This window comes from Armatimonadota bacterium (assembly GCA_016223145.1).
In the GTDB taxonomy this organism is placed as follows: Bacteria; Armatimonadota; Fimbriimonadia; order Fimbriimonadales; family Fimbriimonadaceae; genus Nitrosymbiomonas.
In genome coordinates this window covers 21057-43065 of sequence record JACRPN010000011.1, presented here as the reverse complement: position 1 = coordinate 43065, position 22009 = coordinate 21057, and the positions used below count along the sequence as shown (strand labels likewise).

The window sequence follows — 22009 nt, the reverse complement described above, 5'->3', positions numbered from 1 at the left end:
AGGCATGGCTCCCGTTCGATGCGCGCTGGGGATCTTGAGCCTGCTCCTGAGCGCCGCGACGGTTGCCCAACTGAAACCGCAGGGCCTCGAGGGCCTCTATAGGCAGCGCGTTGCCGCGGTCTCGTCGGCATCCGTCCGGCAGTCTTTGGAGACAATCGCCTCCTTCGGTGGCCGGTTGCCAGGTTCGACCGGAGAGCGGAAAGCGCTGGAGTGGGCAGAGTCCCAGTTCGCAGCCATTGGGCTGAAGAACATCCGGCGCGAGCCCTTTCTGGTTACCGTGCCAGACCCCGATGCCCTTGGTTCCCTGACAGTCGGAGTGGAGTCGGTGGCGCTTCTGCCCCTTTGGCCCAATGCGGCCAGGACCTCTACTTGCGACGTCTCTGGCCCGCTTATCTATGGCGGAAAGGGCTCGCTTGAAGAGCTTTCAGGCCACAAGATCGCTGGCTCGATCGTGGTCCTTGAGTTCAATTCTGGACAGAACTGGCGCAACGCCGCCAAGCTTGGCGCCGTCGCGATCGTGTTCCTCGAACCCGAGCAGACCGATCGCTGGCAGGCGGAAATGAAGTTCAGCGGGGTTCCGTTGGACGTTCCAAGGTTCTGGCTCCCCATGCGCCTTGCCGGGCCCGCCCTCTCCGCGGCGGCCCATGGCGAGAGGGCAGAACTTCGGTGCCGCCAAGATTGGGTGACCCGCCAAACCTTCAACGTCATCGCCGAATGCCCTGGCACCGACCCCTCGGCAAAGGGCGAGCCCGTGCTGTTTTCAGCCTACGCGGACGCGATGTGCGTTGTTCCTGGCTTGGCCCTCGGAGGCGAGGGCGCGGGCAGCCTGGCGGCGCTCGTCGAACTTGCCCGGATCACTCAGGCCCACCGCGGCCGCCGGACCGCGCTGTTCATGGCCACCGCCGCACACAGTCTGGGCCTCCAAGGCGTCCGCGAGTTCATCGATCGCCGCCTCGAAAAGGACCCGTGGAAGCTGTTACTGTCGGTCTCGCTCGACCTTTCGAGTGGCAGTTCGACGCTGGGGAGCTTCGCCCAGGGCTACTATTTCGACTACCGAGGAGAGGCCTGGACGAACCAGCGCGACCTCTCCAGGGTCTTGCGAGAGCATGCCGACGCGCTTGCGCCGCTGCTTGGGGAGAACTCGGGAAGGCGGGTCCTCTCCGACGCCGTGAATGACTCCGATGGCCGCACCTGGAAGAACAACATCCCGGCCAAGTTCGCCTTCGATTGCGAACCGTTCATCCAGGCTCGGTACAACGCCCTGACCTGGGCCACCGTTGATGACGAGCGCACCAGGGTGGACACTCCGTTCGACATCGTCGGTGCGGTCCGCCTAGGGAACCTGCTGCAGCAAGTGCGCACCGCGGCCTGCCTCACCGCCAACTTGCTGGAGGACTCCTCGAAGCCTGGCGAGACCTCCAATCGGCGTATTCCGATCCGTGCTTCGCTGCCTCAGCGCTCATCGCTTGTGGGAGGTTTCGCCACGGTCGAGGGCCGAGTCGTCCGGTTCGACCCCAAGCAGAGCTTCCTGCCCGACGTGCCCGTCGAGGGCTCGCTCGTGGTCAGCATGCATTGGCTCAAGTCGCTGATGGGAGTGCGGCCCACCCTGGTCCAGTACACCCAAGGGCCGCAAGCGAAGTACCGGTTCATTGGCATGCCCCTGGCAAGCTCGTGGTTCGAGACCGTTCAGCGCAGGGTTAGGCTCGCCGCGATGAAACTGGAACCGGAAAGCGGGGAGATTGTCTATGCGAACAACCAGAACTCCTGGGAGCAACTCGAACCGTTCAGGTTGACGACGGTCCTGAAGTCCACGCCGATCTCGGTGTTTCGCTGCGTGTCGTCCGAGCTTTACGACTTGGTGGACCCCCACGACCTCAAGGCGCTCGTCTTCGGAAGGGTGCTCTCCGCGGCGAGCGACGCCGAGCCGACCCGCTACAGCCTCTTCTTCTTCAATCAGTTCAGCAGGTTCACCAGCGACACCGAGGACGCCTGCGTGCTGTTCACGCCGCCGGGCTACCGTTGGAAGCTCCTGATGGGCAACGACTTCAGCCTGAACCGGCTGGTGCTGACGAACGGAACGCAAAGCTCCCCAAACGGCCTGGGATACGAGTCGCGGCAAGTCGGCGAGATCGGCATTTCGGAGCCGATCCAGATCAGTTATCGGTCCGCATCCGATCTCATCACCCTGAACCAGGATCGAATCAGACGATTCGACAAGTACCGGATCATCGGGCAGGGAATCCGAGAGCTTCACGAGCTCTCAAAGCAAGAGTTGGCTGCCGCCAAGGCGGCAAAGGACCGTACCGATTGGGCAGAGGCCGAGCGCCGATCGAGGTCCGCGTGGGGCTACGCCTTGAGCGCCTATCCCCTCATCCGAAGCACGGTCGACGACGTGGTGCTCGGGGTCGTCTTTTATCTCTTTCTCCTGATTCCGTTCAGCTATTTCGCGGAGAGGCTGCTCTTTGCCGCACGCTCGCTGTTGAGGCAGCTCGTGGGCTCTCTGTCTATCTTTGTGGTCTGCTTTGGGTTTCTGAGGTTGGTTCACCCAGCGTTTGAGATCGTCTCAAACCCCACGATGATTTTCGTGGCGTTTGTGATGGGCGCGTTGAGCTTGGTGGTGATGGGGTTTGTGGCAGGCAAGTTCGAGTCGTCGCTCAAAACCTTGCGTGCGGTACAAAGCGGGGTCCACGAGGTGGACGTAGGCCGGGCGAGCGTCGCGGTGGCAGCGTTCAATCTAGGCATCTCCAACATGCGGCGGCGCAAGGCGCGGACGGCCCTGACTACCGGCACGCTGGTGGTCATGACCTTCATCGTGCTCAGCTTCACCTCGATCGTGACGGACTTGCGTCTGATGGACACGCCCGGCGAGGCGCCGGCACGGTACCCGGGCATCCTCGTGCGCAATCCGGGCCTCGACCCCATCGAGACCTCAGGTTACGGGTGGCTGAAGAACCTCTATGGGCATGAGGCGAAGGTGGTGCGTAGGGCCTGGTACTATGGCGCCGACATCCGCGACACCAGCACCCTGGCCCTCACCAAAGGGGACCGCCTGGCGGAGCCGCGAGCGGTATTGGGCATGGACCCCGACGAGGCCGACGTCCTGCGTCCGCAGGAGTGCCTCTTGCCTGGCGGAAGGTGGTTTGTGCCGGGCGATCGGCGAGTGGTGATCCTGCCGCGATCCATCGCCGAGCAGCTAAGAATCGACCCCTCGGAAGCGGGCAAGGTCCAGATCCAGTTTGCAGGGCAGGATCACACGGTCATCGGCATCCTCGAAGACACCCTGCTGCGCGGCCTCACCGACCTCGATGGCGACAATGTGGAACCGGCAGACTTTACGCTATCCACGCGCTTTCAAACGCAGTCCCGCTCGATCGGCGAGAGCTTTCGAAAGTACCTGCGCCTCGACCCTGGACTGGTGTTTCTCGTCCCGGCGGATGAAGCGATTGGGCTCGGCGCGACGCTCCGGTCGGTGGCGGTGCGCTTCCGGGACTTCGATGAGACCAAACGCGCCCTGGAAGGGCTGATGCCGAGAATCAGGCTAAACCTCTACGCATCGGTCCCTTCGGAGAAGGGCTCGAGTGGCGAAGTTCGAATGTTCAGCACTCGGCAAGGCTCGAAGAGCACCGGCCTGGGCCTGGTGCTGGTGCAGATGCTGATCGCCGCGGTGTTCGTCTTCGGGACCATGGCGGCAGGCGTCTATGAGCGCACGAAGGAGATTGGAGTGCTGAGTGCGGTGGGCCTCGCGCCCAACCACATTGCCACCCTTTTCTTCGCCGAGTCGCTGGTCTATGGGGTGTTTGGGGCCGTGCTGGGCTACTTTATGGCACAAGGGTTGAGCAAAGCGGTTTTGGCGACGGGCCTGCTGCCCGGGCTCTACCTCAATTTCAGCGCGACCTCCGCCGTGCTTTCAGCCGTTGTGGTTATCGCGGTGGTTCTGCTCAGCACCATTTATCCGGCGAGGGTTGCCGCCAAGATTGCTGCGCCGGCGCTCGACGAGGAGATGATGGCTCACGAGCCCGAGGGGGACGAATGGCGCGAGCCGTTGCCTTTCAGGGTCACCCGTGATGAGGCCGCTGGCATCGTGGCGTTTCTCAGCGAGTGGTTCCAGGCCTACGAGGAATACACGATCGGCGACTTTGTGACGAGCCAGACCGAGGTCTTTGGCCAGAGCGGCGGCCCGGATCGTTCGAACGAACCGGGGCTCTTCGGGCTTCGGACGCAGGTGTGGATCGCGCCATATGACCTGGGTGTGTGTCAGAAGCTAGAGCTCTCAGCTCATCCCTCGGGAACCGACGACATCTACCAGCTCGATCTCACACTCCATCGCGAATCGGGTGACCCTGAGAACTGGGTGCTCGTCAACCGCCGGTTCCTGGGGTACCTGCGACAACAGTTCCTCACATGGCGCACGCTGGGCGACGAGGAACGCGCGAAATACATGAACTCCGAACCCAATGGGTGAACCTCGTTCATAATCTCCCCGTGCCGGATTCGCCTCCCCTTAGGGCTCCCAAGGTCAAGATCGTGACGCTCGGGTGCGCCAAGAACGACGTCGACTCGGAAGAGATCGCCGGCGTGTTGGCCGAGTCGGGATACCAAATCGACGGCGGCGCGCGCAAGGCCGACGTGGTGGTCATCAACACCTGCGGCTTTCTCGAGGCCGCCAAGGAGGAATCGGTCCGCGCCATCCGTGAGGCTGTGCGTGAGAGGAAGGCGGGACGCATCGGCAAGGTCATCGTCGCCGGATGTCTCGCCCAAAGGCTCGGGCCGGAGCTCGCCAAGCTGGCCCCCGGCGCAGACACCTATGTCGGAGTGGGGCAGATGGCGCGGTTTGGCGAGATCGTCGGGGGCGTTCGGGGTCTGGGGTCTGGGGTCCGGGGTACGGGTGTCGGGCAGGGCTTGCTCCGAAAAGAGGCGATCATTTCCAGTGCTACCGGCTTGCCACGCTCTCAGTCTGGCCCCCCGGATCAAGTTCCCCAGACCCCAACCCCGGAACCCCACAGCCCCAACATTGACCCGCCCCATCATCTTTGGGCCGACGTGAAAACGCGCATTCGTTCGGGCCATCCCTGGTCTGCCTATCTCAAAGTTAGCGAAGGCTGCGACCACAAGTGCACGTTTTGCACCATTCCCAGCTTTCGGGGGGCGCACCAAAGCAAGCCGATCGAGCGCCTGGTAGAAGAGGCGAGGTTCCTGGCGAGCACGGGCGCCAAAGAGCTCAATCTGATCGCGCAGGACGTCACGCAGTACGGCTATGACCTCTATCGAGAGTTCACGCTCCCAAGGCTCCTGCGCGAGCTCAACGGGATCGACGGGATCGAGTGGATTCGCATCTTGTATTTCTATCCCAACCGCCTGACCGACGAGGTCGTCGAGGCGATGGCCACGCTGCCGAAGGTGTTGCCGTACATCGACATCCCGCTGCAGCACGCGCACCCCGAGACGCTGCGCCGGATGAAGCGCCCCTGGGACGGCGAGCGCTATTTGAAGCTCTTTGAGAATCTGCGTACGGCGATGCCGGAATGTGCGATCCGCACGACGTTCATCGTGGGCTTTCCGGGCGAGACCGACGAGGAGTTCGAATACCTGCTCGAGTTCATGCGGTCGGCGCGGCTGGACCGGGTGGGGGCGTTCAAATACTCCCGCGAACCAGGGACCCCGAGCCACGACATGGAGGGGCAGGTGTCGCCCCGGGTCAAACAGCTTCGTTACGACACGCTCATGCGCCTGCAGCAGGGCATCTCGCTTGAGGTGAACCAGGGCTGGGTGGGGAAGAAGCTCAAGGTGCTGGTGGAGGGGGAGGTTGCAGGTGGCCAGGTTGTCAGGTTTTCAGGCTCTCAGGTGGTCGGGGGTTCAGGTGATGAGGTGTTCAGGTCATCAGGTTCTCAGGTGGCCGGGGGGACAGGTCCTGAAAACCTGAAAACCCAGAACCTGAACACCCAAAACCTGAACACCACCCTTATCGCTCGCTCCCACCGCGACGCGCCCGAGATCGACGGTCTGGTGTATGTGGAAGGTCCGAGGTCCGAGGTCCGTGGCCAGGGGGAGTTCATGGAAGTCGAAGTCACGAAAGCTGGCGAATACGATCTTTGGGCCTCCTAAACAAAGAAATGGCCGCCGGCTTGCGCCGACGGCCTTTGGATGTTGCCGGTTAGCCCCGGAGTAGAGAAAGCACGGACTGCGGCATGGAGTTGGCCTGTGCGAGCACGGCCATACCGGACTGCTGCAGAATCTGGAGCTTCGTGAAGTTGGTCATTTCCTGCGCCACGTCGGTGTCGCGGATGGCCGACTCGGTGGCGGCCAGGTTCTCACGGGCCACGCCGAGCGAGCGGATGTTCGACTCCAGGATGTTCCTTTGGAAGTTGCCCAGGTCGCCTCGCGCCGTGGTGATCTGCTCGATCGCGGCGTCGATGACCTTGATCGCGTCGGAGGCGCCCGTCGCCGTGGTCAGGTCGAGGTTGCTCAGGTCGAGGCCCGAAACGATGCCCGTGCCAAGCTGGCTGGCGGCGAAGTTGCCGATCGCCATCGAGGCGGTTTGGCCGTAGTTCGCCCCGGTCTGGAACTGGGTGAGACCCACGGTCACGTTGCCCGCCGTGAAGGCGCTGCTGGTCGCGTTGCCCGCCTCGGTGAGCACCACTCGGTTGCCGGCAGTATCGGATAGGGTGAGGCCGTTGGCACCCATCTTGCCACCGGTGAAGGTCACCGTGGAAAGCCCGCCGGCCGTCGAGCCGTTGCTGTCGATGATGACGCTGGCCACACCGTCGGTACCCGTTGCGCTGGCCGTGCCTGCGGTATTCAAGATGCCGTTGGCGTCGCTAATCGAGAAGTTGCCGACCGAACCGTAGTTCGATGCCCGAAGAACCACGCCGGTGCCGCTGACGAAGTCGGCGGTGACGCCCGTGCTGCTCGAAGCCGCGTTGATCATGTTGATGACGTCCATGACCGTGTTCGTGGACTTGGTCGTGAACGTGCGTCCATTGATCGAGAACGAGCCTGCCGCGACGGTGTCGGTGGCGTTGGTGAAGAGTGTGGCGCCGGTGACCGTAGCTCGGGTCGAGGCCGTAGATACCGAAACCGTGATCAAAGAGTTGGTCGTGATCGCCGCCCCGTTGAACGATCCACCGAGATACATGTTGTTGACGTTCGTCGGGCTGGTAACAGATGCCTGGACACCAGAGCTGCCATCGAGCAGGCGCTTGGTGCCAAATTGGGTCTGCTGGGCGATACGGGTCACCGAATCCGCGATGGAGCGGAGCTGGTTCTGGTTCGCCTGAATCTGGGAAGAGCTCAGCGCGCCGGTGTTCGAGGCACCGAGGGCGAGCGTTCGAGCATCGCGAAGGAGCCGGCTGACTTCGTCGAGGGCGCCTTCTGCGGTCTTTGCGTAGTTGACCGCATCCTGGTTGTTGCGAACGGCTTGATCCATGCTGGCGATTTGGGCCCGAAAGTTCTCCGAAATGATCAGGCCTGCCGGATCGTCCGCCGCGCTGTTGATTCTCAATCCCGTCGACAACTTGGAGATGGAGCTCTCGAAAGCCATTCCCGTGTTGCTGACGTTCCGCAGCGCGCTCATGGCTGCGGTATTCGTGTTGATCCGATACGACATGTGTTTGCTCCCTGTTAAGGTCTGGCTCGGTGCCGGGCCGTGGCCTGGGCATTACCGGGCGTTCATCCAGGGAAGCTGATTCCAGGTAGCGTTACCAGGTCTACCCAGCAAAATTACCTGTTATAGTATTTGTGCCGGGATTCGGGCTCACCAGCGACAAAAAAACACCCGTCGACGCAGTGCGCCGACGGGTGTTTTTGCGGGGCAGGAGATTATCGCTTGACGTACTGGAAGCCGCGGCGGGCTTTCTTGCGGCCGTACTTCTTTCGCTCTTTGACCCGCGAATCGCGGCAGAGGAAGCCTTCCGACTTGAGCGCAGGGCGCAGACCCGAGTCCATTTCGATCATCGCGCGCGAAATGCCAAGCCGCACGGCGCCGGCCTGGCCCGTGATGCCGCCACCCTTGGCCGTGGCCACGATGTCGTACCGGCCCTCGAGTTCGAGGTTCGTGAACGGGCTGCGCACGAGGATCTCAAGCACGGGGCGGCCGAGGTAGTCCTTTGACTCCTTTCCGTTGATCGTGATCTTGCCTTCGCCGGGGGTCAGCCACACGCGGGCGATGGCGGACTTGCGCCGGCCCGTGCCGTAGTACTTTTCGATTTGTGCTGCTCTTGCCATGGGTTGCTCGTGGTTGGTGGTGATCAGGTTGTCAGGTTTCGGGTTATCAGGTGTTCGGGTCGTCAGGTTTCCAGGTGTTGTGGGCTAATTCATTATTTGCCAATGCTGAGGGGTTCCGGGTTTTGGGCTTGGTGAGGGTGCTCGCTCCCGGCGTAGACCTTGCATTTGCTGAAGATCTGCCGGCCAAGCCTGGTTTTCGGGACCATGCCCCAAATCGCCTTCTCGACGAGCTTGGCAGGCTGGGTGTCCCTGAGCTTGCCGCGCGAGATGCTGCGCAGGCCGCCAGGCCACATCGTGTGCCAGTAGAGGAGCTCATCCTTCTTGTTGCCGGTAAGAAGGATGCGCTCGGCGTTGATCACGACCACGAAGTCGCCACAGTCCATGTTGTAGGCGAACGTGGGCTTGTTCTTGCCGCGCAGCACCTGAGCCACCTGGGCAGCCAGGCGTCCCAGCGGTACGCCCGTGGCGTCCACCACGTACCACTTTCTCGTTATTTCGCTTTCCCTCATGGGTGTTGTCTTCATTGTCGTGTCTCGTTTGTATAAGTCTTATAAGTCGTATAGGACTTATAAATCGTCTTCGTTCTTTTCTCTGTTGTCCTTCGGATGCGGTCCATATCGGACCTTCCTCAGGGTCAATCCTTTGGCTGGGAGCACCACCGGCCAAGTCAAACCGTGTCGTCTGGCTGGATCGAGCAACGCCTCGATTTCCTCGGGTTTTCGTCTGCCCAAACCTACTTCGTAGAGGGCTCCAGCCATCCGCCGCATCATGCCTTTCAGAAAAGCCGTTCCGCGCACTTCGATATGCCACAAGTCGGTCTTGCGGACCACGCTCACTTTGTACAGCCTCCGGCGCGTGTTCTCGACGTCCGGCCCGAGTTCATTGGTGAATGCTCTAAAGTCGTGCTCGCCTACCAGCCTCTTGCCCGCTTCTCGCATGGCCCTGAAGTCGAGCGGCTTGTCCACTCTCATCGCGAACCTCTCCGCCCTCGGATCCGGTTTACCGAAGTAAAAGGCATACCGGTAGATTCGGTCCAAAGCGCAAAAGCGGCTGTGAAACGCCTCGGCCACCTTGCGAGACCCGACGATTCTCAGGTCTGTCGGCAGCACCCGGTTCAAGGCTCGAACCCAGTTTGCCGGAGGAATCGCCGCTTCGCAATCGAAGTGGCAGACCTGGCCCTCGGCATGGGCTCCGCTATCGGTGCGGCTTGCTCCCACGATCTCGCAATCCTCGCCCGAGATCTGGCGAACAGCTTCTTTCAATGTGCCCTGGACGGTTCGTTGTCCAGCTTGTGCGGCCCAGCCGCGAAAATCGGTTCCGTCGTAGGCTACCGTCAGCTTGATTCGGGTAGCCATATTGCCATTCGGGGCGGTGAATATTGTCAGAATTGTGAGAGTTGTGAGCTTTGTCTGACTGACTCCTTCTCAATTCTCACCATGCTCACCTCTCACCGTTCTTACAGTCCCTAATCCACCATCTCCAGCACAGCGGTCGTGGCGCCATCGCCCCGGCGATTACCGGCCTTCGTCAGGCGGGTGTAGCCGCCGTTTCGGTTCTTGAATCGCGGTCCAATCTCGTCGAACAGAAGCTTGACCAGGTCCTCGCCGTTGATGAGGCTGCGGGCCTTCAGGATCTCGGTTTTCTCATGCTCGGTTTTGCCTGCGAGGAGCGAGGCGGGATGGGCCGAAGAGGAGGAATGGCCGACAAGCAGGCGGCGCGCCTGGCGGCGTGCGTGCAGGTTGTCGGTCTTGCCCGTGGTGATGAGCTTTTCAGCGATGCGCTGCAGCTCTTTGGCGCGGCCGAGGGTCGTGCGGACGTAGCCGTGCCGGATGAACTGGCGCACGAGGTTTGTGAGGAGCGCCCGGCGCTGATCGCTGGGCAACCCAAGTTTGCGGTGGTCAAATCGATGGTTCATCTCAGAAATCCTCGTCGTCTTCGTCGTCCAACAGGTCGATCGCTCGGTAGCCGCCCTTGGGTGGCTTGAGTTCGATGCCGTGCTCCTGTAGCTTGTCGCGAACTTCCAGGAGCGACTTCTTTCCGAAGCCGCGGATGCTGGTGAGGTCCGACTCGGTGGCCGTTGCCAAAGCGCGCAAGGTCAGGAGTCCGGCGCGACGCAGGCAGTTGAAGGTGCGTTGCGAGAAATCGAGCTCTTCGATGCGCAGGTCCGGGATGTTGGCCAGCTCGGGCGGCATGTCGTCTTCCGCCATCACATCGGCCTCGAATCCAGCCTCGCCGAGGTCGAAGAACATCTTGAAGTAACGGTCCAGGATGTGGGCCGACTGCGAAAGCGCATCGTTCGGGGTGACCGCGCCGTTGGTCGCGAGGTCAAGGATCAGCCGCTCATAGTCGGTGCGCATGCCTACGCGGGTGGCCTCGACCGTGTAGTTGACCTTTCGAACGGGAGTGTACTGGGCGCCGACCGGAATCACGCCGATCATGCCTTTGTACTTGTCCTGCTTCTCAGGAAGAACGTAGCCGCTGCCCCATCCCACGTACATCTCCATCGTGAGCTTGGCGTTTGCGTCGGAAAGCGTCGCGATGTAGTGTTCGGGGTTGACCACTTCGATGCCGTCCGGGCAGACCACGTCGGCGCCGGTGACCCTGCCGGGACCCTTGACGTCGATGCGAAGGGTTTGATCCTCGCTCGGCATGCCGTCTTCGGTGTTGAGCCGAACGGCAAGGTCTTTGAGGTTGAGAATCAGGTTTGTGGTGTCTTCCAGGACCCCGGGGATCGGGGCGAACTCGTGGAAGACCTTGTCGATGCGGATGGCGCTGATCGCGGCTCCCTGGATGGACGAGAGCATGACGCGCCTCAGGGCGTTGCCGATCGTCTGCCCGTAGCCCCTTTCCAGCGGCTCGAGGATGAACTTTCCGGATTCCTGAGTGAGTTCCAGCGTTGTGATATGCGGCATTTCTTGTTTGCTCTCGGTTGGTTCGTAAAGTGCTCGAACGGGTTACACGCGGCGCCGCTTGGGCGGCTTGCAGCCGTTGTGGGGAACGGGGGTGACGTCGCAGATGGAGACGACATCGAGCCCCGTGGCCTGAAGGGACCGGATCGCCGTCTCACGGCCGCCACCCGGGCCGCTCACTTTGACTTCGATCTTGCGCATGCCGTGTTCCAGGGCCTTGCGCGCGCAGTTTTCAGCGGCGACCTGGGCCGCGAACGGCGTGCCCTTGCGGCTGCCCTTAAAGTTGCACGAGCCGGCGCTCGCCCAGCACAGAACGGCACCCATGGGATCGGCGATCGAGACCACCGTGTTGTTGAAGGACGCGTGGATGTGGGCGACGCCCGCTTGCACCAGGCGCTTTTCCTTCGCTTTTCCGCTTCTAACTTGCTTTCTTGCCATTAGCTCTCTACTGAATGTCGAATGTCGAATGTTGGATTAAAGAACGCTGAACGAGGGAAGGGCCACTTGGGACGGCATCCGTCATTCGGCATTCTTCATCTCACCTACTTCTTAGCCTTCTTCTTTCCGGCGACCGTCTTTCGCGGACCCTTGCGAATGCGCGCGTTGGTTCGGGTTCGCTGTCCTCTCGTGGGGAGCCCGCGGCGATGGCGCAGGCCTCGGTAGCAGCCAATATCGATGAGGCGGCGGATGTTGCCGTTGACCTCGCGTCGAAGATCGCCTTCCACCTGAAAATCGCGATCGAGGATTTCTCGGAGATGGCCCACCTCAGCTTCGCTCAGATCCTTGACCCTCTTGCGCGGGTCGACTCCTGCTTTCTCGATGACTTCGACGGCGTTCTTGCGTCCAATGCCGTAGATGAGAGGCAGAGCATAGAGAATGGTCTTCTCTCTGGGAAGGTCGACGCCCGCGATACGTGCCATGTGTGCTTAGTGTTCTCCGGTTCCTGTAGGTTCGCGCGAACCTGGTTGGCGTTCGCGCTGCGCTTTGCCTTAGCCTTGCCGTTGCTTGTGCTTGGCGTTCGAGCAAATCACGCGCACGACGCCCTTGCGCTTGATGATCTTGCACTTGTCGCACATTTTCTTCACGCTGGCTCGTACTTTCATGATTCTCTCGACTCGTTTGCTCCGTCTATGCTTGATGAAGCGCCCTTGGCAGGCGCAACGGATCGGCTTGTCAGCCGACGCGAAGGGAAATTATACCGGCGCAATGCGCCCCTTTGCCACAGTTCCGAGTTTTTTCTCCAATTCCAGGGAATCTGAGAGGTTGCGGCCAGACGTCATCGCGCCCAGGCACGGCAATGAAACCCAGATCCGGCTCTACTTGTAGCGGTAAGTGATACGGCCCCTGGTCAGGTCGTAGGCTGAGAGCTCGAGTCGAACTTTGTCGCCGGGCAGGATGCGAATGTAGTGCATGCGCATCTTGCCGCTGACGTGGGCCAGCACTTCCATATCGCCCTCGACGAGTTTGACTCGGAATCGAGCGTTCGGCAGGTTCTCGAGGACGATGCCTTCGACCTCGATCCCTTGCTCTTTTTCAACTTGAGGCGCCGGTGTCTTCTTACGAAATGGTCTTCTTCCCATACGGTTGGTCTTTGGCATTATGGCGCATGGGGGAGGATCAGACGCTGCGGACGTGTCGTTTTTCCCTATGGCCGGCGCGTTAGCGGATGAAAGGCAGACGGAGAACCGGCACCAAGGGTGGCTAACCCACGGTTGGCGAGGTGTCATTGGAGTGTGGCGACCTGGCGACGCTTTGGAGTTCTCAGGCGAACACGGCAAGAGCGCCGGCATCGAACCGGCGGCTACGGCGCTCGGTAGGAGCGCCCCCTCACCCCTGTTCGCTTCGCAAATAGACCCGCTCCCACAAGGGGCGAGGGGGTCCCTGCGTCCCTGGGTTCCCTTGTCCCTCAGACACTCTCCTCACTCCACCGTCAGGAGTTCGGGACCGTCGCGCGTGATGGCGACCGTGTGCTCGAAGTGAGCCGAGAGCTTGCCGTCCGCCGTGACGATGGTCCAACCGTCGGCGAGGGTCTTGACCTTCTTGGTCCCCTGGTTGATCATCGGCTCGATGCAGATCGTCATACCCTCGCGCAGAGGCGGCCCGGTATTCGCCTTGCCGAAGTTGGGCACGTTCGGCTCCTCGTGGAGGCTTCTGCCGATGCCGTGTCCCACGAGCTCTGCTCCGCGTACCTTTGAACCGCCGCCGAAATGTCGCCGACGCGGTTGCCGATTCGGGCTTTGGCGATGCCTTGGTGCAGGCACTCCTGGGAGACGTTCAGGAGGCGCTGGGCTTCCGGGGAGATCGAACCGATCGGGTAAGTCCAGGCCGCATCGGCGAACCAGCCGTCCTTTTCCACCCCAATGTCCAGGTCGATGATGTCGCCGTCCATCAGGGGCTTGTCGTTCGGGATGCCATGGATCACCACCTCGTTCACCGAGATGCAGGTGCTTGCGGGGTAGCCGCGATAGTTCAAGAACGCGCACGATCCGCCAGCCTCGGCGACCACTCGCGCCGCGATGGCGTCGAGGTCGCGCGTCGTGGATTTGCCGGGAACGATCGCCTCGTGCATCAGTCGGATCGCGCGCGCCACGATGCGGCCCGCCTCGCGAATCTTGGCGATTTCGGAGGCCGATTTCAGGATGATCATGCGGGCAGTCCGTCCACGATGGATTGAAACACCGCGTCCGGACTCTGGCTCGCATCGACCTTTTGAACGACGCAATGCCTCTTGTAATATTCGATGACCGGAGCGGTCTGGCAATGGTACACCTTCAGACGACCTCGGATGGTCTCCGGCTGGTCGTCCGGGCGCACAAACAGGCCGTTGCCGCACTTGTCGCAGGTGTTCTCGATCTTGGGAGGGTTGAAAACCTTGTGGTAGACGGCGCCGCAGTTCGCGCAGCTTAGCCTTCCTCCCAGCCTGGCCACCACAGCCTCGTCGTCGATCTCCATGACGATTACCCGCTCAAGCTTGAGGTTCATGGATTCGAGCAGCCGATCGAGGGCCTGGGCCTGGGCGAGGGTTCGCGGGAAGCCGTCCAGCATAAACCCGCCCGCTTGAATATCGGGCGCCATGAGGTGCTTGGCCATCATTTCGATGGTGACCTCGTCGGGGACAAGCTGGCCCTTTTCGGTATAGCTTTTGGCAAGGAGGCCCAACTCGGTCTTGTTGCTGATCTCCGAGCGAAAGATGTCGCCGGATGCCAGATGCGCCATCCCAAACCGCTCTTTGAGCTTGGTGGCTTGGGTGCCCTTCCCCACGCCGGGAGGGCCTATCAAAAGGATCCTCACTGAACTCATTATGGCGGATTCCGGTGATCGAAGCGAACCGGGCACGGCGGTGTGAACGGTGTCAAAGCCCATAGGCTATTGATCGGCGGGAATGGCATCAAACCGAAGGGAGGGCTGGTGTTCGGGTTTTCAGGTGCTGAGGTTGTCAGGTGGTCAGGTGGCCAGGTGGTTGGGTTGTCAGGTGGTCAGGGCGTCAGGTGGTTGGGTGGTCGGGAAGTGCCCGGCCCAAGAACCCGAAAACCCAAGAACCCAAGAACCTGAAAACCCAAGAACCTGAAAACCTGAACACCCGAACACCTGAAAACCCGACAACCCGAAAACCAGCCCCTACTGCCCGTACTGCTTCATCAGCAGGTTGGCTTCAATCTGGCGCATCGTTTCCAGTGCCACGCTGACCACGATCAGCAGTGAGGTGCCGAAGAAGTAGCCGACGTTCTGGACTCCGGTCAGCGGCGGCGCAAGGTACTGCAGAAGCGCCACAACGGCAAGGAACCCGGCGCCCACGATCGTGATGCGCGAGATGACACCGTCGATGAAGTCGCGGGTTTGCTTTCCAGGACGAACACCGGGGATGAACGAACCGGCTCGCTTCAGGTGGTTCGCGATGTCCTCGACGTTGTACTGGATCGCCGTGTAGAAGTACGTGAAGAAGAAGATCAGGACGGTGTAGAAGAGACAACCGACCACGCCCTCCGGGAAGCTCAATTGCGGCGACGTGTACTCCGCGACTGCCAAGAAGAACTTGGCCATTGGCGAGGGGTTGGGGCCCATGGCGCCCATCCACTGCGCAATCTGATAGGGGATGGTGATGAGCGAGACCGCGAAGATGATCGGAATGACGCCTGCGAGGTTCAGCGAAAGGGGAAGGTAGCTGGTCTGGCCACCGATCATTCGGGTGCCGATCTGCCTTCGCATATGCTGGATGGGGATGCGCCGCTGGGCGGTCGTGAAGAGCACGATCAGCCAGGTCACCGCAACGAACACCAGGCCGAGAAGCAGGAGGTTCCACCACTGAATCTGCTCCGTCCTAAGCTGGTCGAGAATGAGGCCGGTTTGGGAGGGCAGCGAGATCATGATGCCCGCGAAGATCATCAGCGACACGCCGTTGCCGATGCCCTTCTCGGTGATCTGCTCGCCAAGCCAGAGGATGAACATTGCGCCGGCGGTCCAGAACGTCAGGACGGTGGCCATCTCAAACGGGCCAAGGGCCATACCCGCGGTCTGCAGCATCATGTTCAGCAGGCCGTAGCCCTGGAAGATGCAGAGCACGAGCGTGAGGAAGCGGGTCTTCTTGTTTTGCTGCTTGCGCGCGTAGTCGCCACCCTCTTGAAGGTCCTTTTTCCACTGCGGGATCGAGGCCGTCAGGATCTGGATGATGATGGACGCGGTGATGTACGGGTTCAAGCCGAGCGCAAAGATCGATACCTTCTTGAGGGCGCCGCCGCCGAACGAGTTCAGGATCATGAACAGCGGGTTGTTGCTGTGCTCGAGGGCATCTATGATCTGATCGGGCGTGTGGCCCGGAATCGGAACGGCGATGTTGATGCCGAGGACGTAGACGGCGAACATCACCATCACAAACGTGATGCGTTGTCGCAGGTCGGGATCGGCCCAAGCGAGACGGATCGTCTCCGTCAACGGCATCTTGAGGCCGCGATCCCCCATGGGGCCGCCGGCAGCCGCTCCGAACATGCTCACAGGCTGACCGCCTCGCCTCCCGCGGCTTCAATCGCAGCTTTCGCCGCTTTGCTGAACTTGTGGGCCTTGACGGTCAACTTCTTCTTGAGGTCGCCAAACGCGAGCACTTTCACGCCATCCTTGACGCCGCCGATGATGCCGGACTTCTGGAGCGCCTCGGGAGTGACCTCCGCGCCCTTGTCGAACAGCTTCTCGAGGTCGTCGAGATTCACAATGGCATATTCCTTGTGGTTCACGTTGCGGAAGCCCTTCTTGACGGGCAACCGGCGGTGAATCGGCGTTTGGCCGCCTTCAAAGTTCGGGTTCACCTGGCGGCGAGCCTTCTGGCCCTTGGTGCCGCGCGTGGCGGTTTTTCCCATGCCGCTGCCAATGCCGCGGCCCACGCGCCGCTTGGGCCGTGTGCTTCCTGGGTTCGGTTGAAAATCATGAATGCCGGGCATGGGTTACTCCTTCGCCTTCTTGGTAGTTTTACTGGCAGAAGCCGCTTTGGGTTTCGGGGCAGCCACAGCCTTGGGCTTTGCAGCTTTGGGGGTCTCGGGCTTTGGGGCTTTCGTTTCGCCGTCTGTGTCGGACTTGTCCGACTTGTCAGACACGTCGGACGGTTTTGCGGTGACGGCCTTCGGCGCAACAGCGGGTCTCGGCGCTACTGCGGGCTTGGGCGCAGTTTTCTTCTTGACCGTTGCCGTTTTCTTGGGCGCTTCCGAATCGTCCACCACCGCGACCTCCAGCATGTGCTTCACGTGGTGCACCATTCCGCGCACAGCCGCGTTGTCGGGCAGATACACCGTGTGGTGCATCTTCCTGAGTCCGAGCGCCGCGACGGTCCTGCGGTTGGTTTTGGTGTTGCCGATCGGGCTTTTCACGAGCTTAATACGCAGCATCGGCTTCCTCCTTTCGGGCTCGCGCCAGCCAGGGCACGAGTTCGGCGACGTCGAGACCGCGAAGCTCCGCGTGCTGCTCCGGAATGGAGAGTTGCGTGAGGCAGTTCATCGTCGCATAGGCCACGTTGATCGGGTTTCGGCTGCCGAGCGTCTTGCTGAGCACGTTGTGGATGCCACAAGCCTCGAGGCAGGCTCGGACCGCGCCACCGGCTTTGACGCCGGTACCGGGGCTCGCGGGCCGAAGGATGACTTCGGAAGTTCCCGCAACCGCACGAACCTCGTGCGGGATGCTCTCCTTGATCATCGGGATGCGTACCATCGCTTTCTTGGCGGCCTCTTCAGCCTTTCGGATCGCGTCGGGGATGCCGCGAGCCTTGCCAAGGCCGATGCCGACCTTGCCCTTGTTGTCGCCGACGACCACGAGAATCGACCAAGAGGCGGTCTTGCCTCCCTTGTGGGTCTTGAACACCTTGTTGGTGCGCACGACGCGGACGTCGTACTGCGGACCCTCGGTCGACATGCTCTGTCGCTTTCCACTGAGCCTTCCCATCATTCTCATGGCTAAAACTCCAACCCTGCTTCTCGGGCGCTATCGGCAAGGGCCGCGACCACGCCGTGGTAGCGGTTGCCACCCCGATCGAACACGGCCTTGGTGACGCCTTTGGCTTTGGCTCGCTTGCCAAGCTCCGCGCCGACCTTTTTGGCGCCCTCCGTATTGCAGGCGGCCTTGAGGTCCTTCTCTTGGGTGCCCGCTGAGCAGATCGTGACGCCGGTGGCGTCGTCGATCACCTGCACGTAAAGGTGCTTGATGCTCTTGTACACCGAGATCCTCGGGCGCTCTGCCGTGCCGGCGAGGTTCTTACGCAGCCGCACGTGCCTGGCGACTCTTTTTTCAGCTAACGTTTTCTTTGCCATTTCTTTGCTTGTGAGAGTTGTGAGAGTTGTGAGAATTGTGAGAATTGCCGGACTCAATCCGGTGTCATTCTCGCCCTTCTCACCCTTTCACCATGCTCACCCTCTCCTTACTTCTTACCTGCCGCTGCGCGCTTGCCGGCCTTGAGCTTGACGACCTCGCCCAGGTACCGAATACCCTTGCCCTTGTAGGGATCGGGCTTGCGGACCTTTCGAATGTCCGCCGCCACCTGTCCTACAGCCGCCTTGTCGATGCCGTTGACGACGATGCGCTGAATACGAGCCCGCTCGTCGATGTTGAGTTCAAACTGGATTCCCGGACGGGCCTTGATGACCACCGGATGGGAGTACCCCATGTTCAGGAGCAGGTCCTGGCCCTGCATCTGCACACGGTAGCCGACGCCCTGAATCTCAAGGGTTTTGCTGTGTCCCTTGGTGACGCCCTCGACGCAGTTGCTGATGAGCGTTCGGGCCAGGCCGTGGAAAGACCGGCATTCGCGGCTGTTGTTCGGCCGCTCGACGGTCAGCTTGCCCTCGTCCTGGTTCACGGAGAGTCGGGAATCGATGTTGACGTTGAGTTCTCCTTTGGGGCCCTTGACGCTGACGGCGTTGTCCGCCGCCACGTTCACGGTGACGCCGCTGGGGACGGAGATCGGTTTAAGTCCAATGCGTGACATCGTGCTTGCTCCTTACCAGACCTCGCAGAGGATCTCGCCGCCGATATGGCGTTTGCGAGCCTCGCGGTCGGTCATGACTCCTTGGCTGGTCGAAATGATGCGCGTGGCCAAACCGCTGCGCCGTGCAGTGAGCTCGTCGACGGGCTTATAGACGCGTAGGCCCGGCTTGCTCACGCGCTTGATCGATCGGATCAAAGGCTTGCGGTTGTCGTAGCGCAGATGGATGCGCAGATTCGGAAACTTGGATTCGGTGGACGTCTCGTAGCCCTTGATGAAGCCCTCCGCCTGGAGGATCTTCACGATCTCGAGCTTGAGCTTGCTCTGGGGGCAGTCCACGGTGGGCAACTTGGCCAAGACGCCGTTGCGGATGCGCGTTAATAGGTCGGCAATGGGATCGCTGTGCATATATTCACTCCACTAGCGGGTGTTCAGGTTCTTGGTATTCGGTGTTCAGGCTCGGAATGGTCCCGCGCAACCTGAAAACCTGGCAACCTGATTACCGGCTTCCTACCATGAGGACTTCTTGACTCCAGGCAGAACGCCCTTGTGGGCGAGTTCGCGCAGGCAGATTCGGCAGACGCCGAAGTAACGGAAATAGCCGTGGGGCCTGCCGCATATGCTGCAGCGGTTATAATCGCGCACCTTGTACCTGGGCTTGCGCTGTTGCTTAATGATCAAGCACTGTTTTGCCATATTCACCCGCCGTTCCCGGGTAGGTCTGCGGCTCGCCGCACCTTGCCCGTGGCTTAGTTTTCGGTTCGGGGCATTCGCCCGGAGACCGGAACGGGACTATACCCGATTGGCGGGCTGGAGTCAAGGGGAAGGGAGGATGAGCGGGTGAGACGGTGATAGGGAGAAAGGGTGATAGGGAGAAAGGGTGATAGGGTGCATGAGGGTGAAGCGCTGGAGAGACTCTCAGTCTGCCGAGTTGGAGCTTAGGGACCTAGGGACGGAGGAACTGTGGGGCAGACTCTCAGTCTGCCTTGGATGAAGTTTCATGGAGAGACGGTGAGGGGTGGAAGCAGTGATTGCGCCCAGGCTCACCTACAGTGCGAGTAACTCTGCTTCGGCCAGCCCTGACTCTGAGTCCCAAACATATCTCCCAACGTACCGCCCATGCGAGCCGCCTTGGCAGATCCAGGTCGTTCCGATCCGTTCCGGCTGCTCGAGCACCGTGTGGCTGTGGCCGCCGAGGATCAGATCCAGTTCGGGACATGCCTCGGCCAGCCGGCGATCTTGGGTGATCCCGATGTGCGTGAGGGCGATGAAGAGGTCTGGAGGGCTCCCCTTCTCGAAGACGTTGCGCGTCGCCGACATTGGGATGCCCCCGCCCCTTCCGGGGTGGGAGCTGTCTTCGCCGGTGTCCTGCTTCAAAGCCTCCACCCCGGAAGGGGCGGAGGCATCCATTTGGCGTCCTGGGGCAGGGCCCTTGGAGTTACAGATCAAGGTCGCCAGCTCTCTCTTGACGGCTTCAATCGGGTTATCCCACAGATAGGCGCTGGCGAACGCCGTCTTCATCCGCTCGGTCACCATCGGCACCATCACTCCGATGACGCCCACCCGGATGCCGGCCCTATCGAAGATCACAGTGCCAGGGAAGGGGTGATGAGATGAGGAGATATGGGGATGGGGAGAGGATGAGTTGGTGAGTCGGTGATTCGGAGGGGAGGTTCCCGTCGCTCCGTCCCTTTGTCCCTTTGCGTCCTTTCGTCTCACATTTGAGACGATGATCGGATGCCGAGCCCCTGCAAGTTTGGACTGAAACGCCGACTCCAGGGGGTGGCTCTCGCGATTGCCCAGGGTGCTCGCGTCGCAGCCTGCCTGCGCGAGAAGCGCCCAGGCCCGCTCTTGCCTTAGGGGGATCGCGAGGTTTCCAGCCTTGATGCAGTCTCCCGAATCAAAATAGAGGCAAGGCGCGTGGGCCTCTTTCAGTTCCCGAATCCGTGCGGCATTCTCGGGCGTGAGCGCGCCGTGCAGGTCGTTCGTATGGAGGATGGTCAGGCGCTCCAATGGGACCAGTCTACTCCTGGCATGGAACTCGGGCATCCGTTCGTTCGTTAGAATCCAAGAAGCGGGATCGCCGGAAACGGCAGGTCCGGCGCCTTACAGGAGACCGTTGTTCCAATGAAATCGCTCACTTTGATTGCTCTCGCTGCGCTGTCCGTCGGCGCTTTCGCCCAAAAAGCCAAGCCCGCGCCCACCAAGATTCACTGCGCCGTCATGACCAACAGCACTGTGGACATCGCCAAGGCCACCAAAGCCGGGATGTACGCCGACTACAAGGGCCGAAGGTACTTCTTCTGTTGTGGCGGGTGCCCGGAGAGCTTCAAGTCCGACCCCGTGAAGTACGCCAAGAAAGCCGAGAGCATCGCGACGCCGAAGAAGTAGGTTTGTGCTTCTCCCGGAATAGGACGTATAGGTCTCATGGGACTTATATGTCCTATTTTCATTTCAATAGCCCCACAAACTCCTCATACCGCTCATATAGCTTCCCGGCGGAGGGCCACATGCTGTGCGGCGACATGAAGTGCGGGAATTCGAAGGTGACGATCTTCTCGGCTGTTTGAGCCGCCGCTTCCAGTTTGAACCGGAGGTGGCGCCAGTCGGCCGGTGGGAACTTGATCGGCATGTCACGGTCGAACGTCTCGACGTTCGACCAAATCCTCACACCGTACTTCAGTCCAAGCTCAGAGATCCCCTCATGGAATCTGGGAAGCTCCTGATAGTGGATTTGGCCATCTTGAAAGGCGCAGATATCAATGGAACCCTTGGTTTCCGAGAAGATGCGGTTCCAGTGATCGAGCGACTCTTCGAGGGACATTACGCTCGAGCCAGAGAACTGCTTGGCGCCTTGCGGGAAGGGAGAGATCAGAACCGGCACGTCTTTCGCGGCGCGGCATGCCAAGGAAAGAGCGTTGAATAGATCAATGATGTTAAGGTCATTCCTGCTCGTTTCGTGACAAATGTACCAACCGCCAAACGCCTTTCTGTCGCCGTATCGAGACGCAGCCTCTTCGATGAACGCCTTGTTGACCTCGACTTCGTTCCACCAGGCGCCGCGCAGCCAGTGGAAACCCGAGTCATAGAGTCCGAAGTAGAGCGTGATCCCGAACTCCCCAGCCAGATCGAAGAAGACCTGTCCGAGATCGTCGTAGACCGGCAGCAGGTTGGGGATCGTCTTCGACGGGAAGATGCACTTGTTCTGATAGCCGGCACGAATGATGATCGCGGTGTCGATGCCGATCTTTCGGTAGAGCGCGAACTCCCTTCGCCAATCCTCGACCCCCCAGTTTTGGGAGGGAATATCATGGGTGATCTCGTCGAGAAAGGTTCCTGTAATGCGCGGCTTGCAGGGCATGGTGAGATTATCCCCGTTTGAGGTCTTGTGCCCGTTTGGACTGCGGCGACTTGTCGCCGCTTT

Annotated in this window: 24 protein-coding genes and 1 pseudogene; 3 read left to right on the top strand and 22 right to left on the bottom strand. The window is 60.9% G+C overall.

The window, feature by feature from the left end; all coding sequences use genetic code 11:
• Positions 1–4 precede the first annotated feature (4 nt).
• Entirely contained in the window at positions 5–4462 is a 4458-nt protein-coding gene (locus HZC36_08945) for an FtsX-like permease family protein (GenBank protein ID MBI5707100.1), read from the top strand.
• Between the two features lie 20 nt (positions 4463–4482).
• Positions 4483–6102, top strand: coding sequence for a 30S ribosomal protein S12 methylthiotransferase RimO (gene rimO, locus HZC36_08940; GenBank protein MBI5707099.1), 1620 nt, complete (start codon positions 4483–4485; stop codon positions 6100–6102).
• A 49-nt stretch (positions 6103–6151) separates the two neighbouring features.
• Here the strand turns inward: rimO and HZC36_08935 are convergent, their stop codons facing one another.
• The 21 genes and pseudogenes from HZC36_08935 to HZC36_08835 form a co-directional block, all read right to left on the bottom strand.
• Entirely contained in the window at positions 6152–7603 is a 1452-nt protein-coding gene (locus HZC36_08935) for a hypothetical protein (GenBank protein ID MBI5707098.1), read from the bottom strand.
• Between the two features lie 212 nt (positions 7604–7815).
• Complete coding sequence (rpsI, locus tag HZC36_08930) at positions 7816–8220, bottom strand: 30S ribosomal protein S9 (protein ID MBI5707097.1); 405 nt, start codon at positions 8218–8220, stop codon at positions 7816–7818.
• A gap of 92 nt (positions 8221–8312) precedes the next feature.
• A complete protein-coding gene (gene rplM, locus HZC36_08925) occupies positions 8313–8744 on the bottom strand; it encodes a 50S ribosomal protein L13 (protein MBI5707096.1) in 432 nt (143 codons plus the stop codon).
• 42 nt (positions 8745–8786) lie between these two features.
• The gene (truA, locus tag HZC36_08920) at positions 8787–9575 is read right to left on the bottom strand and encodes a tRNA pseudouridine(38-40) synthase TruA (GenBank protein MBI5707095.1); all 789 of its coding nucleotides are present in this window, start codon (positions 9573–9575) and stop codon (positions 8787–8789) included.
• A gap of 110 nt (positions 9576–9685) precedes the next feature.
• A complete protein-coding gene (rplQ, locus tag HZC36_08915) occupies positions 9686–10135 on the bottom strand; it encodes a 50S ribosomal protein L17 (GenBank protein ID MBI5707094.1) in 450 nt (149 codons plus the stop codon).
• Between the two features lies 1 nt (position 10136).
• Positions 10137–11132 carry a DNA-directed RNA polymerase subunit alpha gene (locus tag HZC36_08910; GenBank protein ID MBI5707093.1) on the bottom strand — a complete coding sequence of 332 codons (996 nt, stop codon included), beginning with the start codon at positions 11130–11132 and terminating at the stop codon, positions 10137–10139.
• A gap of 42 nt (positions 11133–11174) precedes the next feature.
• A complete protein-coding gene (gene rpsK / locus HZC36_08905; protein ID MBI5707092.1) occupies positions 11175–11567 on the bottom strand; it encodes a 30S ribosomal protein S11 in 393 nt (130 codons plus the stop codon).
• Between the two features lie 104 nt (positions 11568–11671).
• Entirely contained in the window at positions 11672–12049 is a 378-nt protein-coding gene (gene rpsM, locus HZC36_08900) for a 30S ribosomal protein S13 (GenBank protein MBI5707091.1), read from the bottom strand.
• 69 nt (positions 12050–12118) lie between these two features.
• Entirely contained in the window at positions 12119–12232 is a 114-nt protein-coding gene (gene rpmJ, locus HZC36_08895; GenBank protein MBI5707090.1) for a 50S ribosomal protein L36, read from the bottom strand.
• Positions 12233–12445: 213 nt separating this feature from the next.
• Positions 12446–12709: a translation initiation factor IF-1 gene (infA, locus tag HZC36_08890; protein ID MBI5707089.1), complete on the bottom strand. Its 264-nt coding sequence runs from the start codon at positions 12707–12709 to the stop codon at positions 12446–12448.
• Between the two features lie 339 nt (positions 12710–13048).
• Positions 13049–13776, bottom strand: a pseudogene (map, locus tag HZC36_08885) (type I methionyl aminopeptidase).
• The gene (locus HZC36_08880; GenBank protein ID MBI5707088.1) at positions 13773–14420 is read right to left on the bottom strand and encodes an adenylate kinase; all 648 of its coding nucleotides are present in this window, start codon (positions 14418–14420) and stop codon (positions 13773–13775) included. Before HZC36_08880 ends, map begins: the two are co-directional and overlap by 4 nt.
• 327 nt (positions 14421–14747) lie before the next feature.
• Entirely contained in the window at positions 14748–16112 is a 1365-nt protein-coding gene (gene secY, locus HZC36_08875; GenBank protein MBI5707087.1) for a preprotein translocase subunit SecY, read from the bottom strand.
• Between the two features lie 2 nt (positions 16113–16114).
• Entirely contained in the window at positions 16115–16558 is a 444-nt protein-coding gene (rplO, locus tag HZC36_08870; protein ID MBI5707086.1) for a 50S ribosomal protein L15, read from the bottom strand.
• 3 nt (positions 16559–16561) lie between these two features.
• On the bottom strand, positions 16562–16999 hold the full coding sequence (gene rpmD / locus HZC36_08865) for a 50S ribosomal protein L30 (protein MBI5707085.1): 438 nt from the start codon (positions 16997–16999) through the stop codon (positions 16562–16564).
• On the bottom strand, positions 16986–17549 hold the full coding sequence (gene rpsE, locus HZC36_08860; GenBank protein MBI5707084.1) for a 30S ribosomal protein S5: 564 nt from the start codon (positions 17547–17549) through the stop codon (positions 16986–16988). Before rpsE ends, rpmD begins: the two co-directional genes overlap by 14 nt.
• A gap of 11 nt (positions 17550–17560) precedes the next feature.
• Positions 17561–17914, bottom strand: a complete 354-nt coding sequence (locus tag HZC36_08855) for a 50S ribosomal protein L18 (protein MBI5707083.1) — start codon at positions 17912–17914, stop codon at positions 17561–17563.
• A 107-nt stretch (positions 17915–18021) separates the two neighbouring features.
• Positions 18022–18588 carry a 50S ribosomal protein L6 gene (gene rplF, locus HZC36_08850; protein ID MBI5707082.1) on the bottom strand — a complete coding sequence of 189 codons (567 nt, stop codon included), beginning with the start codon at positions 18586–18588 and terminating at the stop codon, positions 18022–18024.
• Between the two features lie 12 nt (positions 18589–18600).
• Entirely contained in the window at positions 18601–18993 is a 393-nt protein-coding gene (rpsH, locus tag HZC36_08845; protein ID MBI5707081.1) for a 30S ribosomal protein S8, read from the bottom strand.
• A gap of 102 nt (positions 18994–19095) precedes the next feature.
• Complete coding sequence (locus HZC36_08840) at positions 19096–19281, bottom strand: type Z 30S ribosomal protein S14 (GenBank protein MBI5707080.1); 186 nt, start codon at positions 19279–19281, stop codon at positions 19096–19098.
• A 351-nt stretch (positions 19282–19632) separates the two neighbouring features.
• A complete protein-coding gene (locus HZC36_08835; protein ID MBI5707079.1) occupies positions 19633–20598 on the bottom strand; it encodes a hypothetical protein in 966 nt (321 codons plus the stop codon).
• A 210-nt stretch (positions 20599–20808) separates the two neighbouring features.
• Between HZC36_08835 and HZC36_08830 the strand changes: the two genes are divergently transcribed.
• Complete coding sequence (locus HZC36_08830; GenBank protein MBI5707078.1) at positions 20809–20976, top strand: YHS domain-containing protein; 168 nt, start codon at positions 20809–20811, stop codon at positions 20974–20976.
• A 58-nt stretch (positions 20977–21034) separates the two neighbouring features.
• Here HZC36_08830 and HZC36_08825 read toward each other — a convergent pair whose 3' ends face one another.
• Complete coding sequence (locus HZC36_08825; protein MBI5707077.1) at positions 21035–21946, bottom strand: DUF4434 domain-containing protein; 912 nt, start codon at positions 21944–21946, stop codon at positions 21035–21037.
• Positions 21947–22009: the final 63 nt, after the last annotated feature.